This is a genomic window from Rathayibacter tritici (genome assembly GCF_001641005.1).
In the GTDB taxonomy this organism is placed as follows: domain Bacteria; phylum Actinomycetota; class Actinomycetes; order Actinomycetales; family Microbacteriaceae; genus Rathayibacter; species Rathayibacter tritici.
In genome coordinates, this window is record NZ_CP015515.1 from 560,834 (window position 1) to 586,860 (window position 26,027).

Below are 26,027 nucleotides of genomic sequence, written 5' to 3' on the forward strand. Positions count from 1 at the left end.
ATGCTTGACCACGTCGACCTCGTGATATTCGACTGCGACGGAGTTCTCGTCGACAGTGAGGTGCTCGCCGTCGAGGTCGACAAGCGGATCTGTGCAGAATTCGGTTGGGAGCTGTCCACCGAGGAGGTCGTCGATCGCTTCCTCGGCAGACCCGCTTCCCACTTCTGTTCGCAGCTCGAGGAGCACCTGGGTAGGAAGCTACCGCTCGACTGGGAAGAGAAGTACCAGCCGTGGTACGACGAGGCCTTCGACGCCCATTTGCAGGCGGTCCCCGGCATCGAGGCCGCTCTCGACCAGCTCGAGTTCCGAACCTGCGTTGCGTCGAGCGGCAGTCACGAGAAGATCCGAAAGACCTTGGGGCACACAGGTCTCCTTCGTCGCTTTGAGGGCCGCATCTTCAGCTCCTCGGAAGTGCTCAACGGCAAACCTGCACCGGACATCTTCCTGCACGCCGCTCACCGGTTGGGGCACCAGCCGGAGAACTGCGTTGTCGTGGAGGACAGCAAATACGGAGTCCGCGCCGCCCGCGCCGCAGGAATGCGTGTCTTCGGCTACGCCGGCGGGCTGACCCCCGCCTCGTGGCTGGAAGCCGAGGGAGCCACCGTCTTCACCTCGATGGCGGAATTGCCCGGCATGCTTCACTGACGCCGCTGGACGCTCGCGTTCGGTCGAGATACTGCGGCTCGATCAGCTCGCGCCGCCACGATTCTTCAGCTCGGATTCGATCCGGGCGTCCTGCTCGGGGGAGAGCTCGTGGTCCTCGTCCTCCGGGCCAGCCGTCTCGCCGACGCGCCCCTCGCCGAGGGCATGGATCGAGGTGATCTCGTCGTCGAGGGCCGCGTCGCGGTCGTGCTCGCTCACGAGCCGGTCTCGATCTCCCCGGCGGAGACGGCCTCGGCGTACTTGCGGAGGTCCGGGCCGGGCTCGAAGTCGATGAAGCGGTCCTTCAGACGCGCGTTCAGCTCGGCGAAGACGTCTTCCCAGGGCTCACCCTTCTTGCTCGTCGCGAGGTCGAGTACCGCCTCGCGGAGCACTCTGTCCGAGTCCTCGAGGATCTTGTCTCGGGCTTCGTCGTTCCAGCGGATGTCCTGTGCGTCCATGCTCTGACCGTAGGCGCGGGGCCGGGGCCGCCCAAGGACTTGCGGGGCGGTCGCGGGAGGCGTAGGAGGGGCGGGCATCGCTCCGCGGTGACGCGTCGGAGCACCGTAGGATTCCCCCGATGCTGACCTTCACCGAGGATCTCGGCCTCCCCGTTCTCGCGCTGATGATCCTTGCCGCCTTCGCGGCCGGCTGGATCGACGCGGTGGTGGGCGGCGGTGGCCTGCTCCAACTCCCCGCCCTCCTGCTCGTCCCCGGCATCTCTCCCGTGCAGGCCCTCGCCACGAACAAGCTCGCGTCGGTCTTCGGCACGACCACCAGTGCGATCACCTACTACCGCCGGGCGAGACCGGACCTGCGCACCGCGGTGCCGATGGCGGCGGTCGCCCTCGCGGGCAGCTACGGTGGTGCGACGCTCGCCGGCCTGCTTCCGGCCACGGTGTTCAAGCCGATCATCGTCGTTGCGCTCATCGTCGTCGCCGTGGTCACGATCGCGCGTCCGGCCCTCGGCAGCGTCACCGTGCTCAAGCACGCGGGCCGCCGGCACCTCGTCACGGCGGCCGTCCTCGGACTCCTGATCGGCTTTTACGACGGCCTGATCGGTCCCGGCACCGGCACTTTTTTGATCATCGCCCTGATCACTGCGCTGGGCTACGACTTCCTGCTCGCCAGCGCGAAGGCGAAGATCGTCAACGTCGCGACCAACCTCGGCGCCCTGCTCTACTTCGTGCCGGGCGGCCACGTGATCTGGCTGCTCGGCCTCCTGATGGGCGTCGCGAACGTCGCGGGCGCCTACCTCGGCTCCCGGATGGCCGTGGCCCGCGGCAGCCGGTTCATCCGCGTCGCGTTCCTCGTCGTCGTCGGCGCCCTCATCCTCAAGGTCGGCTCCGACGTCTGGACCGAGAACCTGGCGCCGCTGCTGCGGTAGCGGCCCCGCAGGACGGATGCCGTCGGCGTCCACCCACGGGCGGGACCCCGCCGCAGCACGCGATCCCGCCAGAAGCGTTCGGGCCTGCTCGTCGTCAGCCGAAGGGGATCGAGCCCACGAGCACGCCGACGGCCAGCATGACCAGCGAGACGATCACCGCGCGCCACAGCACCTTGCGGTGGTGGTCGCCGAGGTTCACTGCGGCGAGGGAGACGAGCAGGAGGATCGCCGGCACCAGCGGGCTCTGCAGGTGCACCGGCTGGCCGGTGATCGACGCGCGAGCCATCTCGACCGGCGAGATGCCGTAGTTCGCTGCGCTCTCGGAGAGCACGGGGAGGATGCCGTAGTAGAACGCGTCGTTCGACATGAAGAAGGTCATCGGGATGCTCAGCACGCCCGTGATCACGGCGAGGAACGGGCCGAGAGCCGGCGGGATCACCGCGACGACCCACTCCGCCATCGCATCGACCATGCCCGTGCCATTGAGCACGCCGATCAGCACGCCCGCCGCGAGCACCATCGACACGACGCCGACGATGCTGGGCGCGTGCTTGACGATCTCGGACGCCTGGTCCTTCATCGTCGGGAAGTTGATCAGCAGGGCGATCGCCGAGCCGACCATGAAGACGTAGGGCAGCGGCAGGATGTCGGCGACGAGCAGCGTCATCACGGCGAGGGTCAGGACCAGGTTCACCCAGATCAGCGTCGGGCGCAGCGTCTCGCGCTCGGGGTCCAGCATCGAGTCGGCCATCGCAGTGTCGCCGTCGTCCGCCTGCACGCGGGCGGCGACCGCTACCTGGGCCCCGCGCAGGGCCTGAGGGCCGCGGAGGAAGGAGAAACGCTCCCGGGCGATGGTGCGGATGCCTCCGGTCAGCGCCGCCAGGCCGCCGCTCGTGCGGGCTCCGCCGGAGCGGGAGGAGGAGCCGCGACCGGCGCCGACGAGCTCCTGCTCGAGCATCGGCTCAGCCAGCGCGAGCGTGCCGAGGCGACGGCGCTCGCCGAGGCCGAGGAACCAGGCGAAGACGAGGGTGACGGCCAGGCCCACCGCGAGCGAGGGGAGCATCGGCACGAAGATCTCGCTCGGCGAGACCTGCAGGGCCGCGGCGGCGCGCACCGTCGGTCCGCCCCAGGGGACGATGTTGAGCGTGCCGTTGGCCAGGCCCGCGACGCAGGTCAGCACGACCGGATTCATCCCCAGGCGGAGGTAGATCGGCAGCATCGCGGCGGTGGTGACGATGAAGGTGGTCGAGCCGTCGCCATCGAGCGAGACCGCGCCGGCGAGCAGCGCCGTGCCGAGCACGACCTTCGCCGGGTCGTCGCCGAGCGCGCGGACAATGAAGCGGATCAGCGGATCGAAAAGCCCGACGTCGATCATGATCCCGAAGTACATGATCGCGAACATCAGCAGCGCGGCCGTGGGCGCGAGGTTGCCGATCGCCTCGAGCACCATGTCGCCGATGCCGAGACCGGCTCCCGCGAAGAGGCCGAAGATCGTCGGCACGACGATCAGGGCGACCATCGGCGTCAGCCGCTTGGTCATGATCAGGGCCATGAAGGCCAGGATCATCGTGAATCCGAGTACTACCAACACAGCTGACTCCTTCGTCGGGTGCCTCCGCCCGCGCTCGGCGGGAGAGCCGGACGCGAGATGGGGAAACCCTAGGCAGCCCCGGAGCCCTCGCCGCGGTATCGCTCATTACGGCGACATCTGCGCATAGTGTGGCTTCTGCGCATTCTGCGCACAACGACGGCGAGGAGGGGCGATGCGCTTCGCGACGCACGTCCTCGTCCTGCAACTCGCCACCGTCTCGGCCGCCGTCCTGGTCTGCGCCGGCCTCGTCACGGCGCTCAGCGTTCAGCAGTTGCGCGGTGAGGCGGAGGGGACGGCGCTCGCCATCGCCCGCACCGTCGCCGAGGACCCCGACGTGCGCGACGCGGTCGCCGCCTCCTCCGCTGTGCCCGGCGCGCCGGACGCCGCCGAGCTGCGCGAGGGCCCGCTGGAGGAGGTCGCCGCCGGAGTGGAGCAGCGCACCGGCGCGCTCTTCGTGGTGATCACCGACGACCAGGGCATCCGCCTCGCGCACCCCGACGACGACCGGCTCGGCGAGCGGGTCTCGACCAGCCCCGACGAGGCGCTCGCCGGGCGCGAGAGCGTCTCCTGGGGCACCGGCACGCTGGGTGAGTCGGCACGGGCGAAGGTACCGGTCTTCGCGGCGGGGGAGCAGCGGGTCGTCGGCGAGGTCAGCATCGGCTTCGCGCGCTCCAGTGTCTTCACCGACCTGCCGACCACCCTGCTCGGGGTCCTCGCCGCGGCGCTCGCCGGACTCGTGCTCGCCGCCGTCGCCTCCCTGTTCATCCGCCGCCGCCTGCTGCGTCTGACGCTCGGGCTCGCCCCGGAGGAGCTGACCTCGCTCGTCCAAGACCAGGCCGCGGTACTCAACGGGGTCGACGAGGGCGTGCTCGCGCTCGACCGCGACGGGCGGGTCGGCGTCTGCAATGCACGGGCCGCGGCAATCCTCGGCTCCGATGACCCGACCGGGCGGGCGCTGCACGGGCGACCGCTCGCCGCGCTGGAGCTGCCGACTCCGCTGGCCGATGCGATCGGCGCCGCCCTGCACTCCGTGGAGCAGGCCCGGGCCGGCGGCGAGGAGGGGTTCGTGGTCCGCTCGCGCATCGTCTACGTCGACATCCGCCGAGTGACCCGCGGCGACCGCGACCTGGGGGTGGTCGTCGTGCTCCGTGACCGCACGGACCTCGCCGCGCTCAGCCGGCGCCTGGACGCGGTCGGCGCGATGACCAACGCGCTCCGCGTGCAGCGGCACGAGTTCGCCAACCGCCTGCACGTGGTCGCGGGCCTGCTCGACGCGGGGCGGACGGGTTCGGCGCGCGACTACCTCGACGAGGTGCTGACTCGCGGGCCGCTGAAGTACCCCGTGCAGCACGCCGACCGGCTGCAGGAGCCGTACTTGCAGGCGCTCGTCGGAGCGAAGGGGATCGAGGCGGCCGAGCGCGGCGTGCTGCTGACGCTCGGCGAGGAGACGCTGGTGCGCGGCACCGTTGTCGAGCCGGAGGACGTCGCGACGGTGATCGGGAACCTCGTCGACAACGCGGTGCGCGCGGCGGTCGAGGGGCGGCGGGACGTGCGTTTCGTCGAGGTCGAGCTGCTGGACGACGGCGACGCTCTTTTCGTGACGGTCGCCGACTCCGGCGACGGCGTCGTGGATCCGGAGTCACTGTTTGACCGGTCGGGCGCGAGCGACCCTCTCGCGGACGACGGTCGGGTGCACGGGCGCGGCTTCGGGCTCCCGCTCTGCCGCGAGGTGGCCGCTCGGCGCGGCGGCGAGGTCTGGCTGGCGGACGCAGGCGGGGCGGAGTCGGGGGCCGTGCTCTGCGCGCGGCTCCCCGGGTCGGTCAGGCCGCCGCAGCTGGACGGGGGTGACTGGTGAGCGCGGACACGGCGCAGGAGCGCACAGTGCTGGTGGTGGACGACGACTTCCGGGTTGCCCAGCTGCATGCGGACCTGGTGGACGCGCGGCAGGGTCTGACCGCGCTGGCTCCGGTACACACGGCCCGGGCGGCGCGGGCGGCCGTCGCCGAGCATGCCCCCGACCTGCTGCTGCTCGATGTCCACCTGCCGGATCAGAGCGGGATCGCGCTGCTTCGGGAGCTCGACACCGACGCATTCGTGGTGAGCGCCGCCTCCGACGGGGGGACGGTGCGTCGGGCCCTGCACGCGGGGGCTCTCGGCTACCTGATCAAGCCGTTCGAGGCGCGGCTGCTCGGCGAACGCCTCGACGCCTACGTGCGGTTTCGGAACGTGCTGCGGGAGGACCGCGCGGCCGATCAGGAGGCGGTGGAGCGGGCCCTGCGGATCCTGCACTCGGGCGACGCTTCCGCCGCGCAGCCGTCACGCTCGGCGACTGAGCAGTTGGTCCTCGCGCGATTGGCTGAGTCCGGTGCCGAGCTCTCGGCCCTCGACGTGGCCGAGCGGGCCGGGATCTCGCGCGCCACCGCCCAGCGCTACCTCTCCGGCCTCGCGGGCCGCGGCCTCGTCGAGATGACCCTCAGCTACGGCACTACCGGCCGCCCGGAGCACCGGTACCGCGCTCGGTGACGTCACAACGAAGGCTGGGACGCACGTTCCGGGCCCTGCAGCCCTGGAACGGCGTCCCAGCCTTCGTTATGCAGCGGGTCAGTGCGTCGCGTCGACGTCCGCTCCGGCGGTCTCGGCCACGCGGCGGCGTTCGGCGGCCTCGGCGGCCATGCGGCGGCCCTTCGGGCTGACCAGGGAGGCGATCACGGTGATCACCAGGACGCCGATGATGACCGAGAGCGAGAGGCCGGTGCCGATCTCGAACACGTCCACGTGCTCGCCGTTATTGATGAACGGCAGGGTGTTCTCGTGCAGCGCGTGCAAGATCAGCTTCACGCCGATAAAGGCGAGGATCGCGGCCAGGCCGATGCTGAGGTAGACGAGGCGGTCGAGCAGGCCGTCGATCAGGAAGTACAGCTGACGCAGGCCCAGCAGCGAGAATGCAGTCGCCGTGAAGACGAGGTACACGTCGCTGGTCAGGCCGAAGATCGCCGGCACGCTGTCGAGGGCGAACAGGATGTCGGTTCCGCCGATCGCCGCCATCACGAGGATCATCGGCGTGAGAACCTTCTTGCCGTTGATCCGGGTGTAGAACCTGTCGCCGTCGTACTGGTCGCTGGTCTTGAAGAGCCGCTTAGCCAGGCGCACCATCACGTTGTCGCCGGCGTGGTCGTCGCCCGGCTTCACCAGGTTGAACGCGGTCAGCAGCAGGATCAGGCCGAAGATGTAGAACACCCAGGCGAACGAGTTGATCAGCGCGGCGCCGAGGAAGATGAAGCCGGTGCGGGCGATCAACGCGAAGACGATGCCGAAGAGCAGGACCTTTTGCTGGTCGGCTCGGGGCACCTTGAAGCTCGCCATGATGATCAGGAAGACGAACAGGTTGTCGACCGAGAGGGCCTTCTCGGTGATGTAGCCGGCGAAGTACTCGGAGCCGGGAGTCGCTCCGCCGAACACGAGGACGCCGAGGCCGAAGAGCACAGCGATGCCGACATAGAGCGCCGACCAGGTCGCCGACTCCTTCAGCGTGGGCTCGTGCGCCTTGCGAACGTGGAAGAAGAAGTCGAAAAGAAGGAGCAGGACGATAAAGACGATCGTCAGGGTCCAGATCAGGGGCGACACGGTCATGAAAGGGGTGGCCTCGCTCGAGAAGGGGGTCGGGGGACGGTCGTAGGGGTCGCTCGTCAGGGGAACCCGTCAGAGGAAACGGTAGCGAGCCGCAGTGGCGACCGGGGTGCACACCGGTGGATCATGAGTATTTTCTCAGTTCTCAGCGCGTCCCTCGCGCTCAGCGGCCGGAGCGCCACACTGGTCAGCATGACCGACGCCGCTGTCGACAGGACCTTCGAGGACGCCTTCGGCGTCACCATCCACTACCGCTGGTGGCCGCACCCCGCGCCTCGCGCGATCGTGCAGCTCGCCCACGGCGTCGGCGAGCACTCGGGGCGCTACCTCGAGGTGGCGAAGGCGCTGGTCGCCGCGGGATACGCCGTCGCGGCGGACGACCACCGCGGCCACGGGCGGACCGGGCTCCAGCAGCACCGCGGCGACTCCTCCCGGCTCGGACTGCTGGGCCCGGGCGGCCTGCGCGCGACGGAGGCGGCGATCCTCCGCCTGACCCGGCTGCTCGCCGAGGAGAGCCCCGGCGTGCCGATCGTGCTGCTCGGTCACTCCTGGGGGTCGCTGATGGCGCAGCGGATCATCGACCACCACGCGGCCGACTACGCCGCGCTCGTGCTCAGCGGTACGGCCTACCGCCTCCCGGGCTGGATGAATGCGGGCGACCTGACGAAGCGGCACCGCGTTCCCGGCGGCCTGGGGCTCGAGTGGCTCTCGCGCGACCCGGACGTCTGGCAGCGGTTCCACGACGACCCGCTCACCTTCACCACTCCGCTCGCGCAGCGGATCGGCCTGGTCGAGACCCTGCGGCTGGTCGGGCGCCCGAAGCGCCGGCCCGCGCATCCGCTGCCGCTGCTGCTGGTGGTGGGCGCCGACGACACCCTCGGCGGCGAGCGCTCCGTGCGCGCGCTCGCCCGGTCCTACCGGCGCCGCGCGGGATACACGGACGTCTCGGTGCGCGTCTACGCGGAGGCTCGGCACGAACTCTTCCAGGAGCTGAACCGGGCCGAGGTCACCACCGATCTGGTGGAGTGGCTGGGCGAGCGCTTCCCCGCACCGAGCGGCGCCTAGGCTGGCGTCATGCATGGCGAGTACAAGGTCCCCGGCGGAAAGCTCGTGGTCGTCGACCTCGACGTGGTCGACGGACGGTTCGCCGGTTTCCGGCTGGCAGGCGACTTCTTCCTCGAGCCGGACACGGCACTGGACGACATCGACCGGGCGGTCATCGGGCTCCCGGTCGAGACGGACGCGAAGTCCCTCGCCGCTGCCATCCGGCAGGCGCTCCCCGCCGATGCGGTCCTCCTCGGCTTCACTCCCGAGGCCGTCGCCGTCGCGATCCGGCGCTCGCTGCAACAGGCCACCAGCTGGCGCGACTACGACTGGCGGATCGTGCACGACCGGGCCGTTCCTCCGGCGACCCACCTGGCACTCGACGAGGTGCTGACCGCCGCGGTGGGCGAGGGCCGCCGCGAACCGACGCTGCGGATCTGGGAGTGGGACCGACCCGCCGTCGTGATCGGCAGTTTCCAGTCGCTGCGGAACGAGGTCGACCTCGACAACGCGGCGAAGTACGGCGTCGATGTGGTGCGCCGCATCTCCGGAGGCGGCGCGATGTTCATGGAGGCGGGCAGCGTCGTCACCTACTCGCTCTACGTTCCCGGCGACCTCGTGCAGGGGCTGACCTTCGCCGACTCCTACGCCTTCCTCGACGAGTGGGCGGTGAGCGCGCTGCAGTCGCTCGGGATCGACGCGGTCTACCAGCCGCTCAACGACATCACCTCGCCCTCCGGCAAGATCGGCGGAGCGGCGCAGAAGCGCCTGGGCTCCGGCGCGGTGCTGCACCACGTGACCATGAGCTACGACATCGACGCCGAGAAGATGGTGCAGGTACTGCGGATCGGACGCGAGAAGCTGTCCGACAAGGGCATCGCCTCCGCCGTGAAGCGCGTCGACCCGCTGCGCAGCCAGACCGGGCTCAGTCGCGCCGAGATCATCGAGCGGATGAAGGCGACCTTCGTGCAGCTGCACGGCGGCGAGCCGGGGACGCTGACCGAGGAGGAGTACGCGGCGGCCGAGGAGCTGGTGCGGACGAAGTACTCGACTCCGGAGTGGCTCCGGCGCGTGCCCTGACGGGCGTGCGGGTCGGAGGGGAGCGGCGGCTCCCCGACTCGGCTCGGCTCAGCCCGGCTCAGCCGGCGAGGAGCTCCTGGTAGTCGGGGTGCTCGGCGATGAACTCGGCGACGAACGGGCAGGCCGGCACGATGCGCCCGTTGAAGCGCTCGTGTGCGTCATCGAGAGCCGCCTCGACGAGGGCCTCGCCGAGCCCCTCGTGGCGGTGCTCAGGAGCGATCTCGGTGTGCAGGAACACCACGTCGCGGCCGCGGACGGCGTAGTCGACCACTCCGACGTTCTCACCGTCGAGCCAGAGCGTGTAGCGGGACGAGTCCTCGTCGTGGCGCACCTCGGAGATCATCGCGCCACTCTACGCCGGAGCATCCCGGTGCCCCGCCGAGTGCCCGCGACGCGCGGAGCGTGTCGTCGGCCGCGCGCGCACTGGCACAATTGCCGGATGCCCAGGACCATCCAGATCGCGGACAGCGTCCCGGAATCACGGAGCGCAGTGTTCCACGCCGACAACCTCGAGGTCCTCCCGCAGCTCGCCGACGGGGCCTTCACCCTCGTCTACCTCGACCCGCCGTTCAACACCGGCCGGGCGCAGGTGCGGACCTCGACCACCTCCCTCCGCTCCGCCACCGGCACGATCGCCGGCTTCAAGGGGCGCAGCTACGAGCGGATCCGCGGCGACCTGCTCCGCTACGACGACCACTTCGACGACTACTGGTCGTTCCTCGAGCCTCGGCTGGCCGAGGCATGGCGCCTCCTGGCCGATGACGGCACGCTCTACCTCCACCTCGACTACCGCGAGGCGCACTACGCCAAAGTGCTGCTCGACGCGCTCTTCGGCCGCGAGTGCTTCCTGAACGAGATCATCTGGGCGTACGACTACGGGGCGAAGGCCACCCGCCGCTGGCCGACCAAGCACGACACGATCCTCGTCTACGTGAAGGATTCACGCGGCTACCACTTCGACTCCGCGGCCGTGGACCGTGAGCCGTACATGGCCCCCGGTCTGGTCACCCCCGAGAAGGCCGAGCGCGGCAAGCGACCGACCGATGTCTGGTGGCACACCATCGTCTCGCCGACCGGCCGCGAGAAGACCGGCTACCCGACGCAGAAGCCGGAGGGGATCCTCCGCCGCATTGTGCAGGCCTCCAGCCGCGAGGGCGACGCCGTTCTCGACTTCTTCGCCGGCTCGGGTACGACCGGGGCGGTCGCCCACGCCCTGGGCCGCCGCTTCGTCCTCGTCGACGAGCACGCGGATGCGGTCGCCGTCATGCGCCGCCGCTTCGCCACTCTCTCCCCGGCCCCCCTCTTCCTCTGACGCGGGCTCGGCCCCGCCCTTGCGCGGCCTCCGCCCACTGTCCAAAAGTTGTCGCACTCGGCGCCGAGTGCGACAACTTTTGGACAGTGGCGGCGGGCAACGCTCCTCCACAGGGGCGGGATCGGCGGATCGTCCACTGATGGTGGAGTGCGGGCGCCGGGGGAGGCGCGTGAGCGCCAGAGTGGCGGCATGTCCAGTACTGATCTCGGAGCTTTCACCCGGCGCGCGGCGCTCCGCGCAGGGGCGACGGATGCGCAGCTGCGCGCTCCTACCCTGGCCAGCCCGTTCCACGGAGTGCGCACCCGCGTGATGCCGGTCACGCATCTCGAACGAGCCGTCGCCTACCTGCCCCGGCTTCGGCCCTGGCAGCTCTTCTCCCACCTGACCGCTGCCGAAGCGTGGGGCGTGCCGCTCCCGGCGCGACCAGAAGAGGACGATCCGATCCACGTCGCTGCGACGAGACCGCACCGGCCCCCGAGGACTCGGGGCGTGATCGGTCATACCCTCGCGGAGACCGACAGAGTGCAGCGGCACGGTCTCCCGGTCACGGGAGCGGCGTCGACGTGGATCGCCCTCGGTTCGCTGCTGTCTGCGCGTGATCTGCTCGCCGCCACCGATCACCTTCTCTTCGAACCGCGGTTTCCGCGCCGAGGCGAGCTTCGGCCCTTCGTGACGCTTCTGGAGCTGCAGGACCGCCTGGCCGGTCATGGCGGCCGAGGCCGACGCGGGCTGACGGTGGCGCTGCAGCTCGCGTCGACGGGGGCCGCCTCGCGGAAGGAGACGCTGCTTCGCGCGCTCGTGCAGGAGGCGGGACTGCCGGCGCCCGAGGTGAACGCCGAGATCAGAGTCGATGGCCGCCTGCTGGCGATCGGCGACCTGGTCTTCAGACGGTGGAAGGTTGTGGCGGAGTACGACGGCGGCCAGCACCGGACGGACGACGCGCAGTTCTCCCGCGACCGCGAGCGGCTCCTCGCCCTGCATCTCGCGGGCTGGATCGTCGTGGTCGTCCGCGCGGAGGGTCTGGCTCGCGGCCGGGCTCGGACAATCGCCGAGCTGCGTGCTGCCCTCGACGCCCACGGCTGGCGACCGTGACGCTCCCCACCGACCGGTCCCCGCGAGAGCGCAGAAGTTGTCGCACTCGACGCCGACTGCGACAACTTCTGGAGTCTCGCGGGCAGGGCTCAGCTGCTCGCGCGCACCACGAGCGTCGTCGGCATCAGCGTGCGGTGCTCCACGGGAAGGCCCTCGATCCGGGCGGTCAGCAGCTCGATCATGCGGGCGCCGAGTTCGTCGGGGATCTGACGCACCGTCGTCAGCGCGGGCACGGCGTTTCGCGCAAAGAGGTCGTCGTCGAAGCCGACGACCGACACGTCCTCGGCGATCCGTCGTCCGGCTTCGCGCAGCGCGGCGTACGCGCCGACCGCCATCTGGTCGTTTGCGGCGAAGACGCCGTCGAGGTCGGGGTCGCGGGCGAGGAGGCGGCGCATCGCCTCGGTGCCGCTGGCGGGCGAGAAATCGCCCCACTCGACGAGGTCGTCGGCAAGGCCCGCGTCGGTCAGGGCGCCGCGCCAACCGATCAGGCGATCCACGCCGGGCGGCATATCAGCGGGTCCCGCGATGGTCGCGATCCTGCGCCGGCCGCGCTCGATCAGGTGGGCTGTGGCGACGGCCGCGCCCTCGACGTTGTCGACGTCCACGAAGTAGGAACCGCGCTCCTCCGGCGAAAGCGGCCGCCCGCCGAAGACGATCGGCAGCGTGCCCGAGAGTGCCGCGTAGGAGTGGTCGCCCGAGTGGTGCGAGACCACGAGCGCGCCGTCGACATTGCCGCCCAGGAGGTAGCGCCGCGTCTTCTCGCCGTCGGTCTCGGAGGCGATCAGCATCGAGAGCGTGTAGTCGGTGTCGGCCAGGCGCATCGCGGCGCCCTGCACGATCGCGGCGAAGAACGGATCCGCGAAGACTCGGGCTGTCGACTCCGGCACGATCAGCGCGATCGACTGCGTGCGCCGCGAGGCGAGCATCCGGGCCGCGCGGTTGGGCACGTAGTCGAGCTCACCGATGGCTTTCTGGACGGCGGCTACGATCTCGGCCGCGACCTGCGGGGCCCCGTTGACCACCCGCGACACGGTCGCGCGCGAGACTCCGGCCCGCGCCGCGACCATCTCGAGGGTGGGAGAGCGGCCCCCGCTGCGGATGCCCGTCGCCTCACTCACGGGTCAGCCGAGGGTCGCCGCGGCGCTGCCGCCGAGCAGTCGGGAGTAGACCAGGCCCGAGTCCTTCACGATCCGCTCCTGCGTTCCGTAGTCGACGCGCACGATGCCGAAGCGCTTCTCGTAGCCCCACGCCCACTCGTAATTGTCCAGGAGCGACCAGACGAAGTAGCCGCGGACGTCGGCGCCCTGGTCGATCGCGTCGGCGACCTTCTCGACGTGATCGAGCACGTACTGTGTGCGGTCCACGTCGGGGACGCGGTTCTCGAGCACGACATCATCGTAAGCGGCGCCGTTCTCGGTCACGTAGAGCGGAGGAAGGTTCTCGTACTCCAGGCCCAGGCGGGTCAGCAGGTAGCGCAGCCCGTCCGGGTTCACCTCCCAGTCCATCGCGGTGCGCGGCAACCCGCGCGAGGGGAAGGTGATGAACTCGGAGCCGACCCAGGGGGAGCCGACCTCGCGGTCGGTCGCCTGCGCGAAGTCCTCGGCGCCGGCCGGCAGCGGGTGGGCCGAGACGTTGTCGTCGTGGTAGTGGTTCACGCCGAGGAAGTCGAGCGGGAGCGAGATGAGGTCGAGGTCCCCGTCCACGATCAGCTCGTCGAGGCCGAGCCCGGCGACGTCCTCGAGCAGGTCCTCGGGGTACTCGCCGCGCAGCAGCGGGTCGAGGAAGATGCGGTTCTGGAGCGCGTCGAAGCGGCGCGCGGCGTCGAGGTCGGCCTCGTCCTCGGGGTCGTCGGGGACGGCGTTCGAGAGGTTGAGCGTGATGCCCAGGTTCTGCGCGCCGAGCTGCCGGAGCGTCGAGACGGCCAGCCCGTGGGCGAGGTGCGTGTGGTGGACGGCGGCGAGGGCCTTCTGCTGCGAGACGACGCCGGGAGCGTGCACGCCTGCTCCGTACGAGAGCAGGGTCGAGCAGAACGGCTCGTTGAACGTGGTCCAGTGCTGCACCCGGTCGCCGAGGCTCTCGTAGACAGCCTCGGCGTAGTCCCGGAAGCGCTCGGCGGTGTCGCGGTTCGCCCAGCCGCCGGTCTCCTCGACGGCCTGCGGGAGGTCCCAGTGGTAGAGGGTCAGCCACGGCAGCACACCGGCGCCGAGCAGCTCGTCGACCAGGCGGGAGTAGAAGTCGAGGCCCTCGGGGTTCACGGCGCGGTCGCCGGGCTTCACCCGCGACCAGCTGACCGAGAAGCGGTAGGACCCCAGCCCAAGCTCCTTCATCAGCTGCACGTCGGCGGGCATCCGGTGGTAGTGGTCGACCGCGACCTCGGGAGTGTCTCCCTTCGCGACGGCTCCGGGCACGCGCGAGAACGCGTCCCAGATGCTGTCCTCCTTGCCGCCCTCGTGCCCGGCGCCCTCGACCTGGGCGGCAGCGGTCGCGGATCCCCAGAGGAAGCCGGCGGGCCAGTCGCGAGTGGCGAGCCGGTCGGCCCGCGTGATCTGCTCCGAGAGATTCGGGGTCACGGGGGAGGGGGTGGGGGCGGCGCTCATGGCGGACTCCTTCGGCAGCGGTTCGACCATCCTAGGGCCCCGATGGAGCGCTCTCTCGCGCCGGAACCTGAGACATCTCGGTCCGGACGACGGCGAGGCACCGCCCAGGAGCCCGGACACCGCGATGAGCGCGGTGTCCGAGCGGCGAAGGCGATGCCTCGGAGGGGGACCCAGGCGCGGCGACCGGTCGGCGCCGCACGCTCAGCCGCGGTGGTCGCCGTGCCCGTCCCGCGGCCCGGCGGTCGGGACAGAATCCGTTCGGACGTCCGGCTCGATGCTGCCCGCGGCCAGGTCGGCACCGGCGCGCGCGGCGAGCTGCGGATCGGTGCGCCGCAGCTCCTCAGCGCTGTCCTCGGCGGCCTGGTCGTGCGCCTCCTGCATGGCCGACTTCGCCCGCAGCGGCGGGGTCTTGAGGAACCACGAGAGCACGAAGGCCAGCAGGACGACGCCCAGCGCGACCTGGAAGACGGTCACCGTCGCGTCGTTGAACCCGGTCAGGAACGGGGCGGAGAGGGCGCGGTCCGCCGTGTTCAGGAACGAGGTGTCTCCGTCGAGAGCGGAGCCGATCGCCGCGGTGTCCTGCGACTGGAGCAGCTTCAGGATGCCGGCGTTGGCCGGGTCCGCGACGACGGCCGGGTCGGTGGCCGCCCGCTGCAGGTCGGCCGAGAGCACCGGGTTCCTGAACGCTGCGGCGATGGTCTCGGGGATGCGGCTGAACAGCACCGAGAAGATGACGGCGGTGCCCAGCGTGCCGCCGATCTGTCGGAAGAACGTCGAGGCGCTGGTCGCGACTCCCATGTTCGCCACGTCGACCGAGTTCTGCGAGGCCAGGGTAAGGGTCTGCATCATCTGCCCGAGCCCCAGGCCCAGCAGCAGCATCCCGCCCATCATGAAGATCACGGGCTTGTCGATCGTCACGAAGCTGAAGTAGAGGAACGCGGCCGACATCAGGAAGGTGCCGACGATCGGGAAGGCCCGGTAACGGCCGGTACGCGAGATGATCTGCCCCGAGACGATCGAGGCGATCATCAAGCCAAGGATCATCGGCAGCATCAGGAAGCCGGACTCGGTCGGCGTGGCACCATTGACCAGCTGCAGGTACAGCGGGATCGCCATCATGCCGCCGAACATGCCGAAGCCGACCAGGACGCCCAGCACGGTCGCCATCGAGAAGGTGGGCGAGCGGAAGAGCTTGAGCGGGATCAGCGCGTCGTCGCCCATCAGCCGCTCGGCCGCGATGAAGCCGACGATACCCAGCGCGCCGACGAGGTAGCAGACCCAGGCGATCGGCGAGCCCCAGCCCCACTCCCGGCCCTGCTCCGCGATCAACAGCAGCGGGCCGGCGGCGATGACCACGAGCGAGGCGCCCCACCAGTCGATCCGCACCGAGCGCTTGCCGGCGGGCTTGGGGAGGTGCAGGAAGCGGACCACGATGAACAGCGCCACGGCGCCGATCGGCAGGTTGATCAGGAAGACCCAGCGCCACCCGGTGATGAAGAGGATTTCGGGAGTGCCGGCGAGCAGGCCGCCGATGAGGGGGCCGACGACGCTCGAGATGCCGAAGACGGCGAGGAAGTAGCCCTGATACTTAGCGCGCTCGCGCGGGGGGAGGATGTCGCCCATCACGGTGAGCGCGAGCGACATCAATCCGCCGGCGCCGAGGCCCTGCACGGCGCGGAAGCCGGCGAGGCCGAGCATCGAGGTCGAGAAGCCCGCGAGAGTCGAACCGATCAGGAACAGGACGATCGCGATCAGGTAGAGCGGCCGGCGGCCGAAGATGTCGGAGAGCTTGCCGTAGATGGGCGTCGCGATCGTCGAGACGATCAGGTAGGCAGTGGTCACCCACGCCTGCTGCGAGAGGCCGTCGAGGTCGTCCGCGATGGTGCGCATCGAGGTGCCGACGATCGTCTGGTCGAGCGAAGAAAGGAACATCCCGGCCATCAGGCCGAAGATGACGAACAGGATCTGGCGGTGCGACATCACGGCGCCGGAGGGCGTCGCGGTCGCGGCGGATGGAGCGGAGGCGGAGTCGGCCACGGTGGTCCCCTTGTCTGGCGGACGCGTCCAGGCACGGCAATCCGCCGCAAACGTTGCGTGCTGCGCAAAGTTACATCGCGTGTGAAGTTTGCGACAGGGGGTCCCATCAACCTGAGCAGTATCTCAGGTCCGCCGGAGTCGCGGGTCACGCCGTGGCCGGGACCGCCTCGTCCGCCCAGCCGGCCTCGCGCAGCGCAGCACGCGCCTCCGCTCGCGCGGAGTAGGGGGTGCGGACACCGAGGATGTCGCGGTAGTTCTGGTGCCCGGGACCGGCCCAGAGGATGGCGTCGCCCTCGTGCGCCAGGGAGACGGCGACGCGGATGGCGCGCTTGGGGTCGTCGACCTCGTGGAGCTCGGCATCGGGGCGGGCAGCGCGGGCGGCGTCGACGAGGGTTCGACGGATTGAGGCCGGGTCCTCGAAGCGCGGGTGGTGATCGGTGATCACCAGCGCGTCGCTGCCCAGGACCGCGGCCTCGGCCATCGCGGGACGCTTGAGCGCATCACGATCGCCGTCCGCCCCGAAGACCATGATCACGCGACCCGGGGTGACCTCGCGAACCGCTTCGAGTGTGCGCGCGAAGGCGTCGGCGCTGTGGCCGAAGTCGACGTACACCGTGGGACCGCGCTCGCCCGAGACGCGCTCGGTGCGTCCGGGAAGGGAGGCGTCCACTCCGCCGTCGCGGTGCAGGGCGGCACGGATCTCACCGATTGGCCAGCCGGCTTCGATCAGCATCGCGATGGCGAGACCGGCATTGGCCGCCATGTGCACGCCGATGATCGGGACGGACGTCGTGATCGCGCGGCCCTCGCGGTTCTCGAGCCGGAACCGGGTGCGGCCGAACTGCTGCTCGAGCACGGTCACGATCCAGTCGGCGTCCACGCCGGGGACGGAGGTGATCGTGGTGATCGGCACGCCGGCGACCTCGCAGAGGCGGGCACCAGCGGGGGAGTCGAGCGAGACGACGGCGCGGCGGGCCCGATCGGGCCGGAAGAGCTGCGCCTTTTCGCCGAAGTAGGTGTCCATGTCGCCGTAGTCGTCGAGATGGTCGTGGCTGAGGTTGGTGAACCCCGCGACGTCGAAGACGACGCCGTCGACGCGGTGCCGAGTGAGGGCCTGCGCACTGACCTCGATTGCTGCGGCGCCGACGCCCTCCTCCTCCATTCGGGCGACCAGCGCGTGCAGCTCGGTGGCCTCCGGCGTGGTGAGACCGCTGGTCACCGACGTATCGCCGATGTGGCGCTCGGCTGTCGAGCTCAAGCCCGGGACGACGCCGAGCTGGCGGAGGATCCCCTCGAGCATGTGCACGGTCGACGTCTTGCCGTTGGTGCCGGTCACGCCCAGGAGCACCGGGGAGCGTTCAGCCGTGCCGTAGACGGCGGAGGCGATCGCACCCAGTCGCGAGCGCGGCTGGTCGACCACGAGGACGGGCAACCCGGTCGCTCGGGCGGACGCCGCTCCTGCGCCGTCGGTGAGCACGGCTGCCGCCCCGCGCGAGGCGGCCTGCTTGACGAAGTCGGTGCCGTGACGGTTCACGCCGGGCAGTGCGACGAAGAGGTCGCCTGGTTCGACATCGGAGGCGATCAGTGTGACTCCGCTGATCTCGGTCGTGAGGTCGTCGTCGCCCCCGAGCTCGAGCGTCCGTGCGAGTGCAGCGAGAGGAACGGAAGGCGCAGTGAGGGGTCGGAGCATGGTGTCCTCTCGTCGACGACTCCGGGGGGCCGTGCGGCCGGAAGGGGCGGTCGCACGCGGAGTCGTGTCTGTCACTCAAGCTAGGGGTCCGCTTATGTGAATCCTTAGAGGATATGCGCCTCTCACGTGGAGGGGCATGGGTAGACAGATCCGCTCGCCGGTGCTTTCGCCCGCTGTGCTCCGGGCTCGTGACACCGGGTCTGTCTAGGCTCGGAGGATGACGCTGAACGAGAACGAGCCGACCGGCCCTCGCCCGGTCCGCCGCCGAGCCCTAGTCATCGGAGGAGTCGCCGCGGCGGCGGGCCTGACTGCGCTGGGCGTGGGAGCCGCCATCGGGAACGGCGCCCCGGCCCCGTCGTCGACGCCTGTGCCGCCGTCGCCCCTCACCACCGCTACGACGACCGCCTCGGCCACCGCCGCTGCGAAGCCGACCCCGACACCCTCCTCCTCGGGGATCGACCTCGGCGCGCAGTCCGTCGATGATCCGGCGAGCACCTGGGTCGTCGTCAACAAGCTCCGGACACTCTCGCCTGTCGACTACGTCCCGGCCGACCTGGCCTTCCCCGACGTGCCTTACGTCAACCGCCAGCCGATGCGCCAGGCCACGGCCGACGCCCTCGTCTCGCTCTTCACTGCGGCCAGAAGTGAGGCGGGCCTCTCGCTCGCCGTGCAGAGCGCCTACCGCTCCTACGACACGCAGGTCCGTGTCTACGCGGGCTGGGTGTCCTCGCGCGGGCAAGCGGGAGCGGATGCCACCAGCGCGCGCCCGGGGCACAGCGAGCACCAGACGGGCTGGGCGGTGGACGTGGTCGGAGCATCGGGAGAGTGCGCGCTCGAGATCTGCTGGGGTGACACTGCGGAGGGACAGTGGGTCGGCGCGAACGCGCACCGGTTCGGCTTCCTGGTGCGGTACAAGCCGGACACCACCTCGATCACGGGGTACGAGTCGGAGCCGTACCACCTGCGCTATGTCGGCACCCCGCTCGCCGGCTACCTGCACGACTCCGGTATCGAGACGCTCGAGCGAGCTTTCGGCCTTCCGGATGCGCCCGATTACGCGCCGGGGACCACGTCCTAGCCGGTCTCGTGGTGACAGACGGACACGACCGGGCGTGACACGCGCCGCTCGTTACCGTACTGTTACTCGGAGCGATTTCGGAGGCTGGTCATACCGGTCGCCCACCCCGCCTGGTGACATCACCGCTTCCCCTGCTCCCGAGCCCGGTCCCCCCGCTGGGCCGCCGAACCGTGAGATCTCTCTGTGCCCCCTCGTTCCACCCGCTCCGCCCTGCCCGCCGACCACCCCGAGACCCCCGCAGCGCCGCTCACCCGTCGTGACCTGCGCGAGCGCGAGGGTCGCCTCCGCCCCGCCGCTGCTCTCGCCACCGCCGCGCGACCCTCGGCCCCGGCCCGGCCGCAGCTCGCCGGCGAGGCGTCCTTCGCCTCCCGCCGCGACCGCCACGAGGCTGAGGGGCACCGGACTCGCACCGCGTCCGCCCGCCGCGGCGCCTCCTTCGTCCGCCCCTTTCGCCCCTCTCCGCGCACGATGGTGCTCGCCGTCTCCGGCGGCCTCGTCGTCGTGGCCGTCGCCTCGAGCCTGAGCCTCACGGTCGGCGCAGGCTCCTCCGCTGAGTCGGGGTCCGCGTCGGCGTCCGCTCCCCCGACGGCGGCCGGCGTCGCCGTGCTCCCCGCGACCACCGCCTCCGCGCGGGTCGTGCTCAGCTCCGTCTCGACCACTTCCGGCACCGTCGCGGGCGGCACCAGCGTCACGCTCGAGGGAGCGAACCTCGACGCGGTCGCCACGGTTCGGTTCGGCGACGCCGAGGGCAGTGTGGCCGTGGAGAACCGAGACCAGATCACGGTCACGGCTCCGCCTGCGGACGGCGAGGCGACGGGCGAGGTCCCGGTTGCCTTCTTCGACGCCGACGGCCACCCGATCACCTTCGACGCGGTCACCGACTCCGCCGCCGCGGTCACCGTCGACGGCGCCCCCGCCGATGCGGTGCAGCCTGCCGTCGACACGTCGGATTCCGCGGCGGGTACCACGGCGCAGGCCTCGACCGACCTCGCCGCTCCGACCGCGAGCGCCACTGCCGGGCCCGCCGCCGCCGGGCCCGCCGCCGCGTCCGGCTCCGCCGCGATCGGCGTGCTCGCCAGCACGAAGGTCGTCGCTTCGGCGATCACCTTCGCCTACACGCCCGACCCGGCGATCGAGGCTGCGAACGCGCAGGCCGCGCTCGACGCGAGCCGCCTCGCCTCCCAGCTCGATTACCTCCGTACCTACTGGAGCGACGACAACTCAGCCCAGTACGGCGTGATCCCGGGCAACGACTGCGTCAACTTCGCCTCGCAGTCGCTGATCGCCCGCGGCTGGGAGATGGACGGCGAGTGGAGCTACTCCTCCTCCCGCGGTTACAGCTCGGCCTGGGCGTCCTCCACCGCGTTCCACGCCTATCTCGAGGCGCATCCCGAGCGCGCGACGCCGATCTCGAACTCGGAGCGGAACCTGGTGAAGCCGGGCGACATCGTCCAGTTCGACTGGAACGGCTCGGGCGACTGGGACCACACCGGCGTTGTGACGAGAGTCGACGGCGACACGATCCTCTACTCCTCGCACACCGCCGACAACTACGACCAGAGCATCGACTCGGCCTCCGCCGCCCGGATCACGTTCTGGGGAATCTGATGCGGTGACAGCGAAGGGGCCGCCTCCGCTGATGCGGTGACGGCCCCTTCGCTGTGGGTCAGCTTGCCGACGGCCTCCCTGGCCTTGCCGACACGATTCACGGCTGCGATTCGTGTCGTCTGCACCCGTCAAGGGCTGCGTCTGTTCCGTATGATCGCCCGCCGGTGGGTACCGACGAGCGTGGCGGGTCAGGCGACCCGATCCTCCTTCGAGAACCCGGCCCGGGCGCTGGACGCGATCTCGAGCAGAACCGGCAGGCGAGCACCCAGCAGGGTGTCGAGGGCGATCACCTCGTGATGCACCGCGTCGACGACGGTCCGCGGCGAGACCCCGGCGCGGGGGAGGACCCGGACCTTGAGCGCGGTGTCCGAGCCGTGCCGGTAGGCCGCGACCGTGACATCGAGCAATTCGGTGCGTCCGGCGAGAGCGTTCTCGAGCACGTCCTCGGCGAAGCCGGTCGCAATCTCGATCCCGCCGGCAGGCCCGTCCTCGGCCTCCTCGCGGAGGACCGTCGTGGTGCGGCCGCGGCCGTGGGCGAAGGCCATCACGAGCGCCAGGACGATGCCGAGCAGGCAGATCCCGACGATGGCGTAGAGCGGCCAGAGGACCGCCGCATCGCTCCACGCGGTGCCCTGTTCTGGCGAGAGGCGCGAGACCAGGTCGGCGCCCTGGCCGTCTGCGAAGGAGAGCATCGAGTCACGGACCGGCTGCGCGACGGCGATCAGGACGGCCCCCACGCTGACGGCCGCGAGCACGAGGCCCACGACGAAGAGGACGAGGCGGTTGACGAAGCGGTTGCTCGTGGTCATCAGATCCTCCCGGACGTCGAGATGCGGACGGTGGCGCGCGGGGTGGGCGAGGCGGCGATGCGGCCGAGCTCGTCGTCGACAGCACTCTGCACCGCATCGCGGTCGACGGCGATACCCGAGGCGGGGGTCACGTCGACCAGTGCCGTGCGGCGACCGAGCGAGGCGCGAGTGTCCTCGCGACGGGAGTGAGCGGCCGTACGGGCGGTGCGGGCGAGCGCGGAGGCGATCACGCCGTCGTCCACGACCACGGCGAGGCGGTCGTTGTCGACGGTGTGGCGCGCACGCGAGCCGGGCGCCAGCGCGAGCACCAGCAGGACGAGGGCGAGGACGCCCGCGCCGACCGCGAGCCCGATGAGAGCGGTGTTCGCAAGAGACGCGACTCCGACGATCCCGCCGAGCAGCGCCGAGGGAGTGGCGAGCAGAGCACTGGCGCCGAGGACGGCGAGAACCGCCTCCGTGCCGACGTAGGCGGCGACCAGGGCGATCAGCACCAGGACGACGATCTGCGCGGCCGAACGAGACCGATGGGTCTCGCGGCGGAGGTAGCGGCGGTAGCGGGTGGTGGGGGCCGACGGGCTCATACGACTCTCCTCGTGCTCCGGGTGCGGGTGCCGGTGACCCGGATGTCGATCCGGCTGACGGTGCGCCCGGTCAGTGCCTCCATCCGGGAGGCGATACGGGCGCGGTCGCCGTGCAGGCGCTCGAGCAGTGATCCGCCCGCGGGAACGGCACCGGACTCGAGGACGACCGGGGCGGTCACCGCGAGCGCGAGGCCGCCGTGATCGTCCGAGAGGCGGACGCGGATGGCCGAGACTTCCACGCCCAGCTCCTCGTGCGCGATCGCGACGGCCGCGCGCTCGATGGAGCGGACGGTGATGGTGACGGTGCCCGCCACCGGCGATGCGGAAGGCGTGTCGAGAGCGGTCACGGCGGCTCCTAGCGGGAGGTAGTGCGGCCGCGGAACACGTCCACGAGGCTGCGCACGTCGAGGGAGCCGTCGGCGATGCGAGCGATCACGATGCCCAGTGCCATGAAGACGGCGGTGAGGACGAAGCCCCAGAAGCCGAACATCAGGGCCGCGAAGGCGAGGACCGCGCCGACCACGACGCCGAGGACGGTACTGCGGCCACCGGGTGCGGGGCGCTGGACGTCGCTCATCGGACGCGGCTCTCGGCGGCCTCGTCGTCCTTGTCCTCGCCCGGGATGTGCACGTCGACGATCGCGACGTTGATCTCGGCGACGGCCATGCCGACCAGCTCGGTGATGGCCTCGGAGACAGCGGAGCGGACGGAGTCGGCCACCTTCTGCATCGGAACCGGGTACTCGACGACGATCGTGACGTCGGCCGCGACCTGGGTCTCGCCGACCTCGACGCTGACGCCCTGCGCGTGGTCGGCGCCTCCGACGACCTGGCGGATCGCGCCGAAGGCACGGGCGGCGTTGTTACCGAGGGCGAAGACGCCGGGAACCTGGCGGGCGGCGATGCCGGCGACCTTGGCCACGACGCTGTCGTCGATGACCGTGGTGCCCTGGGCGGTACCAGAGGTCTGCGAGCCGCCGAGGCTCGTGACCGTGTCGACCGACGTCTTGCCGACGGAGGTCTTATCGACCGACGCCTTGTCGACGCGGGGGGTGGAGGGGGTGCGCGTGGTGTCGCTCATGGTGTCTCCTGACCGTCTCTGCGGCCGCCGCTACGGGGCAAACCGAGGTTCTCAGTCCGGCGGGATTCCGCTCGGGCTGTGCTTTCATAGGTGGGACGGAGCCCGGAGGCCGTTCGTCACGGTGTCGAATCACCTTTTTTCTGAGCGTCACCTGAGAGTGGCCCGAGGCTGCAAGAGCAGGGAGGAGGCGCCGTGCCCGGACTGGAAGCGGCGAGCGATGCGCTGCTCGCTGAGCGTTCCGCCGAGGGCGACGTCCGCGCCTTCGAGGTGCTCGTCAAGCGGCACCAGTCGATCCTGCGTGCCTACGCCTGGCGGTTCACCGGCTCGCAGGCTGACGCGTCCGACGCGGTGCAGAACGCCCTGATGACGGTCTGGGAGCAGCTGCCTCAGCTCAAGGAGCCGGCGAGCGTGCGCAGTTGGATGATGCGGATCGTCAGCCGCGCCAGCGTCGACCTGCTGCGCCAGCGCCGCCCCACCGACGACGTCGACGCCGTGGAGCACCCGGCGTCGCGAGAGCCCGGCCCCTTCGAGGCCGCCGAGCAGAGCGGCGCCATGCGGGCGCTCGCGCACGCCCTCTCTGAGCTGCCGGAGTCGCAGCGACAGTGCTGGCTGCTGCGCGAGGTCGGCGGAGAGTCGTACCACGAGATCGCCGATCACCTCGGTCTCACGGTGACCGCCGTGCGGGGCAAGCTCGCTCGCGCGCGCGAGTCGCTGGTCGTGGCGATGGAGGACTGGCGATGAGGGAGCAGACGCGATGAACGCGGACCAGGGTCCCGGCGACGGGCAGGAGAGCGCGGTGGAGCACGATGTCGTGCTGCCGACCGCGCCCGACCAGGAGGGCGACGGCATCGGCATCGACGAGCTGAGCGACTACCTCGACCGAGGGCGCTCGCCGTACGACCCTGTCATCGAGGAATCGCCCGAGCACCGCCGTACGCTCCGCGCCCTCCAGCGGGTGCGCGCTCTCTCCAGCGCGCTCATCGACGACGACGCCGCGCGCCTGCCCGCTCCGCACGAGAGCTGGTTCGGCTCGATCCTGACCCAGGTGCGCCGCGAGGCGCGGGCCGGCCGCGACATTCCGCTGGCGAGCGTCCAGCCCGACGTCTTGCTCACCATCACTGAGGGCGCGGTCCGCGGACTGGTGCGCGAGGCGGGCGACAGTGTCGCCGGTGTGCTGGTGGGCCGCTGCCGCCTGTTGGGCGACGTCGCCGAACCGGGCGCGGAGGTCGTGGTGGATCTGACGATCTCGGTCTTCTGGGGCGTCCCGATCGCCGAGGCCGCCCAGCAGGTGCGCGAGCGCGTGCACTCGCGGCTGCTGACCCAGACCGAGCTGCGGGTGGTCAGGATCGACGTCCGCGTGCAGGACGTCTACGTCCCCGGGCCGGAGGAGTCGTGAGCGGCCTCGAGTCCGCGTCGGCCGCTGATCCCGTGACGGCGCTCGCCGCAGAGCTGCGCGCCCTCGACGGTGTCGCCGCGCTCGTGCCCGCGCGGCCGGAGGTGCGCGACGTGCTCGCTCACGCGGCCGCGGTGCTGAGCGCTACGGGCGTCGTGGTCGGGCCGCTCGGGACCGCGAGCGGCGGGACCTTCGCCGCTCCGGTGCTGGTCCGCGTGGCGGGCGAGGAGGTGGCGGTGGCCGTGGACTTCTGTGTGACGGACGAGGCGTCGGCGCCCGATGTGGCTCGCGCGATCGGAGCCGTGGTGCGCGAGTGGTGCGTCCGCGAGCATCCGCAGTTATCGCCCCGGGTGAGCGTGCGGGTCGCCGCGGTCGACTGATCGACGGCAGCGCTCAGCGGCGCTCGGCGAGAAACGCCTCCGTTTCGGCCGCGGTCGGCGCGGAGACCGCAGCCCCGTGCCGGGTGACCGAGATCGCAGCGGCCGCGCTCGCCCAGCGGCTGAGGGCGACCAGGTGCTCCGGCTCATCGGCTCCGGTCGCCGCGAGGCGGGCCGCGAACGCGCCGCAGAAGGTGTCGCCGGCGCCGGTGGTGTCCACCGCCTCCACCGGGAAGGCCGGGGTGCGAATCGGCGAGCGGCCGCGGACCGCCACGACGACGCCGTCGGAGCCGAGTGTGACCAGCACGAGCGGCACCAGCGCGGTGAGGGCCGCGGCGAGTGCGTCGTCGTCGTCTCCGCCCAGGCCCCGGTCGGCGGCGAGCTCGCGCGCCTCGTGCTCGTTGACGATCAGCACATCCAGCGCCGCCAGTAGCTCCTCGGGTAGCGGGCCGATCGGAGCGGCGTTCAGGATCGTCGTGGCGCCGCCTGCGCGCGCGGCGCGGGCCGCCTCCGTCACCGTCGCGGTCGGGATCTCGAGCTGCAGGAGGACGGCGTCGGCCGCCGCGACGAGCGCCGACTCCTTCGCGGTCAGCCCGACCAGAGCGGCGTTCGCGCCGGAGTCGACGACGATCGCGTTCTCCCCCCGCTCGTCGACGGTGATCTGGGCGGTGCCGGTACGGACGTCTCCTCGGCGCGCGCGCAGCTCCAGGGGCTCGGCGTCGAGGACTGCGGCGAGCTCGTCGCCCGCGGAGTCGTGGCCGAGGCTCGTGACGAAGACGGTGCCCGGCTCGGTGCGGGCCGCCGCGATGGCCTGGTTCAGCCCCTTGCCGCCGGGGAAAGTGCGCGCGTCGAGGGCGAGTACCGTCTCTCCCGGCCCAGGGATGCGGGCGACCCGGTGGACGTGATCGAGGTTGGCGCTACCGAGCACGAGGAGGGACATGCCCTCGACGTTAGGGCACGCGCAAGGGGGTCCGCCGCTCCCCGGGCGGCACCTACGGTGGAGCA

The 26,027-nt window shown here is 71.0% G+C and carries 28 protein-coding genes; 13 read left to right on the forward strand and 15 right to left on the reverse strand.

The genetic code is table 11. From position 1 onward, the window contains the following. On the forward strand, positions 1-645 hold the full coding sequence (locus A6122_RS02580; protein ID WP_068251273.1) for an HAD family hydrolase: 645 nt from the start codon (positions 1-3) through the stop codon (positions 643-645). Between the two features lie 42 nt (positions 646-687). Here A6122_RS02580 and A6122_RS16350 read toward each other — a convergent pair whose 3' ends face one another. Both A6122_RS16350 and A6122_RS02585 read right to left on the reverse strand, forming a co-directional pair. Next, positions 688-861 (reverse strand): hypothetical protein, encoded by a 174-nt coding sequence (locus A6122_RS16350; protein WP_157593777.1) that lies wholly within the window; start codon positions 859-861, stop codon positions 688-690. Further along, complete coding sequence (locus A6122_RS02585; protein WP_068251275.1) at positions 858-1,100, reverse strand: hypothetical protein; 243 nt, start codon at positions 1,098-1,100, stop codon at positions 858-860. Before A6122_RS02585 ends, A6122_RS16350 begins: the two co-directional genes overlap by 4 nt. A 119-nt stretch (positions 1,101-1,219) precedes the next feature. On the opposite strand from A6122_RS02585, the gene A6122_RS02590 reads away from it, so the two are divergent. Then, on the forward strand, positions 1,220-2,026 hold the full coding sequence (locus A6122_RS02590) for a sulfite exporter TauE/SafE family protein (RefSeq protein ID WP_068251278.1): 807 nt from the start codon (positions 1,220-1,222) through the stop codon (positions 2,024-2,026). 94 nt (positions 2,027-2,120) lie between these two features. Here A6122_RS02590 and A6122_RS02595 read toward each other — a convergent pair whose 3' ends face one another. After that, a complete protein-coding gene (locus tag A6122_RS02595) occupies positions 2,121-3,593 on the reverse strand; it encodes a CitMHS family transporter (RefSeq protein WP_084415764.1) in 1,473 nt (490 codons plus the stop codon). A 196-nt stretch (positions 3,594-3,789) separates the two neighbouring features. Here A6122_RS02595 and A6122_RS02600 point away from each other — a divergent pair, with 196 nt between their 5' ends. Both A6122_RS02600 and A6122_RS02605 read left to right on the forward strand, forming a co-directional pair. Continuing rightward, positions 3,790-5,472, forward strand: a complete 1,683-nt coding sequence (locus A6122_RS02600) for a sensor histidine kinase (RefSeq protein WP_068251284.1) — start codon at positions 3,790-3,792, stop codon at positions 5,470-5,472. Continuing rightward, positions 5,469-6,140 (forward strand): response regulator, encoded by a 672-nt coding sequence (locus A6122_RS02605; RefSeq protein WP_068251287.1) that lies wholly within the window; start codon positions 5,469-5,471, stop codon positions 6,138-6,140. The genes A6122_RS02600 and A6122_RS02605 overlap by 4 nt, the downstream gene beginning before the upstream one ends. A gap of 78 nt (positions 6,141-6,218) precedes the next feature. On the opposite strand, the gene A6122_RS02610 is transcribed toward A6122_RS02605, so the two are convergent. Beyond that, positions 6,219-7,247, reverse strand: a complete 1,029-nt coding sequence (locus A6122_RS02610) for a TerC family protein (protein WP_084415765.1) — start codon at positions 7,245-7,247, stop codon at positions 6,219-6,221. A gap of 189 nt (positions 7,248-7,436) precedes the next feature. On the opposite strand from A6122_RS02610, the gene A6122_RS02615 reads away from it, so the two are divergent. Both A6122_RS02615 and A6122_RS02620 read left to right on the forward strand, forming a co-directional pair. Further along, entirely contained in the window at positions 7,437-8,309 is an 873-nt protein-coding gene (locus A6122_RS02615) for an alpha/beta fold hydrolase (RefSeq protein WP_068251290.1), read from the forward strand. A 9-nt stretch (positions 8,310-8,318) separates the two neighbouring features. Then, complete coding sequence (locus A6122_RS02620) at positions 8,319-9,368, forward strand: lipoate--protein ligase family protein (protein ID WP_068251293.1); 1,050 nt, start codon at positions 8,319-8,321, stop codon at positions 9,366-9,368. A gap of 58 nt (positions 9,369-9,426) precedes the next feature. Here the strand turns inward: A6122_RS02620 and A6122_RS02625 are convergent, their stop codons facing one another. Beyond that, on the reverse strand, positions 9,427-9,711 hold the full coding sequence (locus tag A6122_RS02625) for a GNAT family N-acetyltransferase (protein ID WP_068251295.1): 285 nt from the start codon (positions 9,709-9,711) through the stop codon (positions 9,427-9,429). A gap of 96 nt (positions 9,712-9,807) precedes the next feature. Here A6122_RS02625 and A6122_RS02630 point away from each other — a divergent pair, with 96 nt between their 5' ends. Together A6122_RS02630 and A6122_RS02635 are read left to right on the forward strand one after the other, a co-directional pair. Next, entirely contained in the window at positions 9,808-10,680 is an 873-nt protein-coding gene (locus A6122_RS02630) for a DNA-methyltransferase (RefSeq protein ID WP_068251297.1), read from the forward strand. A 189-nt stretch (positions 10,681-10,869) separates the two neighbouring features. Continuing rightward, positions 10,870-11,772, forward strand: a complete 903-nt coding sequence (locus tag A6122_RS02635) for a hypothetical protein (RefSeq protein WP_068251300.1) — start codon at positions 10,870-10,872, stop codon at positions 11,770-11,772. Positions 11,773-11,861: 89 nt separating this feature from the next. Here the strand turns inward: A6122_RS02635 and A6122_RS02640 are convergent, their stop codons facing one another. The 4 genes from A6122_RS02640 to A6122_RS02655 form a co-directional block, all read right to left on the reverse strand. After that, positions 11,862-12,839 carry a LacI family DNA-binding transcriptional regulator gene (locus A6122_RS02640; RefSeq protein ID WP_068251303.1) on the reverse strand — a complete coding sequence of 326 codons (978 nt, stop codon included), beginning with the start codon at positions 12,837-12,839 and terminating at the stop codon, positions 11,862-11,864. 54 nt (positions 12,840-12,893) lie between these two features. After that, the gene (locus tag A6122_RS02645) at positions 12,894-14,369 is read right to left on the reverse strand and encodes a GH1 family beta-glucosidase (protein ID WP_084415766.1); all 1,476 of its coding nucleotides are present in this window, start codon (positions 14,367-14,369) and stop codon (positions 12,894-12,896) included. Positions 14,370-14,570: 201 nt separating this feature from the next. Then, the gene (locus A6122_RS02650) at positions 14,571-16,349 is read right to left on the reverse strand and encodes an MDR family MFS transporter (RefSeq protein WP_084416146.1); all 1,779 of its coding nucleotides are present in this window, start codon (positions 16,347-16,349) and stop codon (positions 14,571-14,573) included. 202 nt (positions 16,350-16,551) lie between these two features. Further along, positions 16,552-18,096, reverse strand: a complete 1,545-nt coding sequence (locus A6122_RS02655) for a Mur ligase family protein (RefSeq protein ID WP_068251309.1) — start codon at positions 18,094-18,096, stop codon at positions 16,552-16,554. Positions 18,097-18,313: 217 nt separating this feature from the next. On the opposite strand from A6122_RS02655, the gene A6122_RS02660 reads away from it, so the two are divergent. Together A6122_RS02660 and A6122_RS02665 are read left to right on the forward strand one after the other, a co-directional pair. Continuing rightward, on the forward strand, positions 18,314-19,174 hold the full coding sequence (locus A6122_RS02660; RefSeq protein WP_084415767.1) for a M15 family metallopeptidase: 861 nt from the start codon (positions 18,314-18,316) through the stop codon (positions 19,172-19,174). Positions 19,175-19,357: 183 nt separating this feature from the next. Next, the gene (locus A6122_RS02665) at positions 19,358-20,782 is read left to right on the forward strand and encodes an amidase domain-containing protein (RefSeq protein WP_068251313.1); all 1,425 of its coding nucleotides are present in this window, start codon (positions 19,358-19,360) and stop codon (positions 20,780-20,782) included. 188 nt (positions 20,783-20,970) lie between these two features. Here A6122_RS02665 and A6122_RS02670 read toward each other — a convergent pair whose 3' ends face one another. From A6122_RS02670 to A6122_RS02690, 5 genes are read right to left on the reverse strand one after another with little or no spacing between them, the layout of a single operon-like run. Next, complete coding sequence (locus tag A6122_RS02670) at positions 20,971-21,591, reverse strand: hypothetical protein (protein WP_068251317.1); 621 nt, start codon at positions 21,589-21,591, stop codon at positions 20,971-20,973. Further along, entirely contained in the window at positions 21,591-22,172 is a 582-nt protein-coding gene (locus A6122_RS02675) for a DUF6286 domain-containing protein (protein WP_068251320.1), read from the reverse strand. Before A6122_RS02675 ends, A6122_RS02670 begins: the two co-directional genes overlap by 1 nt. Further along, a complete protein-coding gene (locus A6122_RS02680; protein WP_068251323.1) occupies positions 22,169-22,519 on the reverse strand; it encodes a hypothetical protein in 351 nt (116 codons plus the stop codon). The genes A6122_RS02675 and A6122_RS02680 overlap by 4 nt, the downstream gene beginning before the upstream one ends. A gap of 8 nt (positions 22,520-22,527) precedes the next feature. After that, on the reverse strand, positions 22,528-22,749 hold the full coding sequence (locus A6122_RS02685) for a DUF2273 domain-containing protein (RefSeq protein WP_068251326.1): 222 nt from the start codon (positions 22,747-22,749) through the stop codon (positions 22,528-22,530). Next, positions 22,746-23,252, reverse strand: a complete 507-nt coding sequence (locus A6122_RS02690) for an Asp23/Gls24 family envelope stress response protein (protein ID WP_068251328.1) — start codon at positions 23,250-23,252, stop codon at positions 22,746-22,748. Before A6122_RS02690 ends, A6122_RS02685 begins: the two co-directional genes overlap by 4 nt. Before the next feature lie 192 nt (positions 23,253-23,444). On the opposite strand from A6122_RS02690, the gene A6122_RS02695 reads away from it, so the two are divergent. From A6122_RS02695 to A6122_RS02705, 3 genes are read left to right on the forward strand one after another with little or no spacing between them, the layout of a single operon-like run. Beyond that, positions 23,445-23,993, forward strand: coding sequence for an RNA polymerase sigma factor (locus A6122_RS02695; RefSeq protein WP_068251331.1), 549 nt, complete (start codon positions 23,445-23,447; stop codon positions 23,991-23,993). 13 nt (positions 23,994-24,006) lie between these two features. After that, on the forward strand, positions 24,007-24,648 hold the full coding sequence (locus tag A6122_RS02700) for an Asp23/Gls24 family envelope stress response protein (protein ID WP_084415768.1): 642 nt from the start codon (positions 24,007-24,009) through the stop codon (positions 24,646-24,648). Continuing rightward, a complete protein-coding gene (locus A6122_RS02705; protein ID WP_068251334.1) occupies positions 24,645-25,025 on the forward strand; it encodes a hypothetical protein in 381 nt (126 codons plus the stop codon). The genes A6122_RS02700 and A6122_RS02705 overlap by 4 nt, the downstream gene beginning before the upstream one ends. Positions 25,026-25,038: 13 nt before the next feature. Here the strand turns inward: A6122_RS02705 and A6122_RS02710 are convergent, their stop codons facing one another. Next, on the reverse strand, positions 25,039-25,962 hold the full coding sequence (locus A6122_RS02710) for a ribokinase (RefSeq protein WP_068251337.1): 924 nt from the start codon (positions 25,960-25,962) through the stop codon (positions 25,039-25,041). Positions 25,963-26,027: the final 65 nt, after the last annotated feature.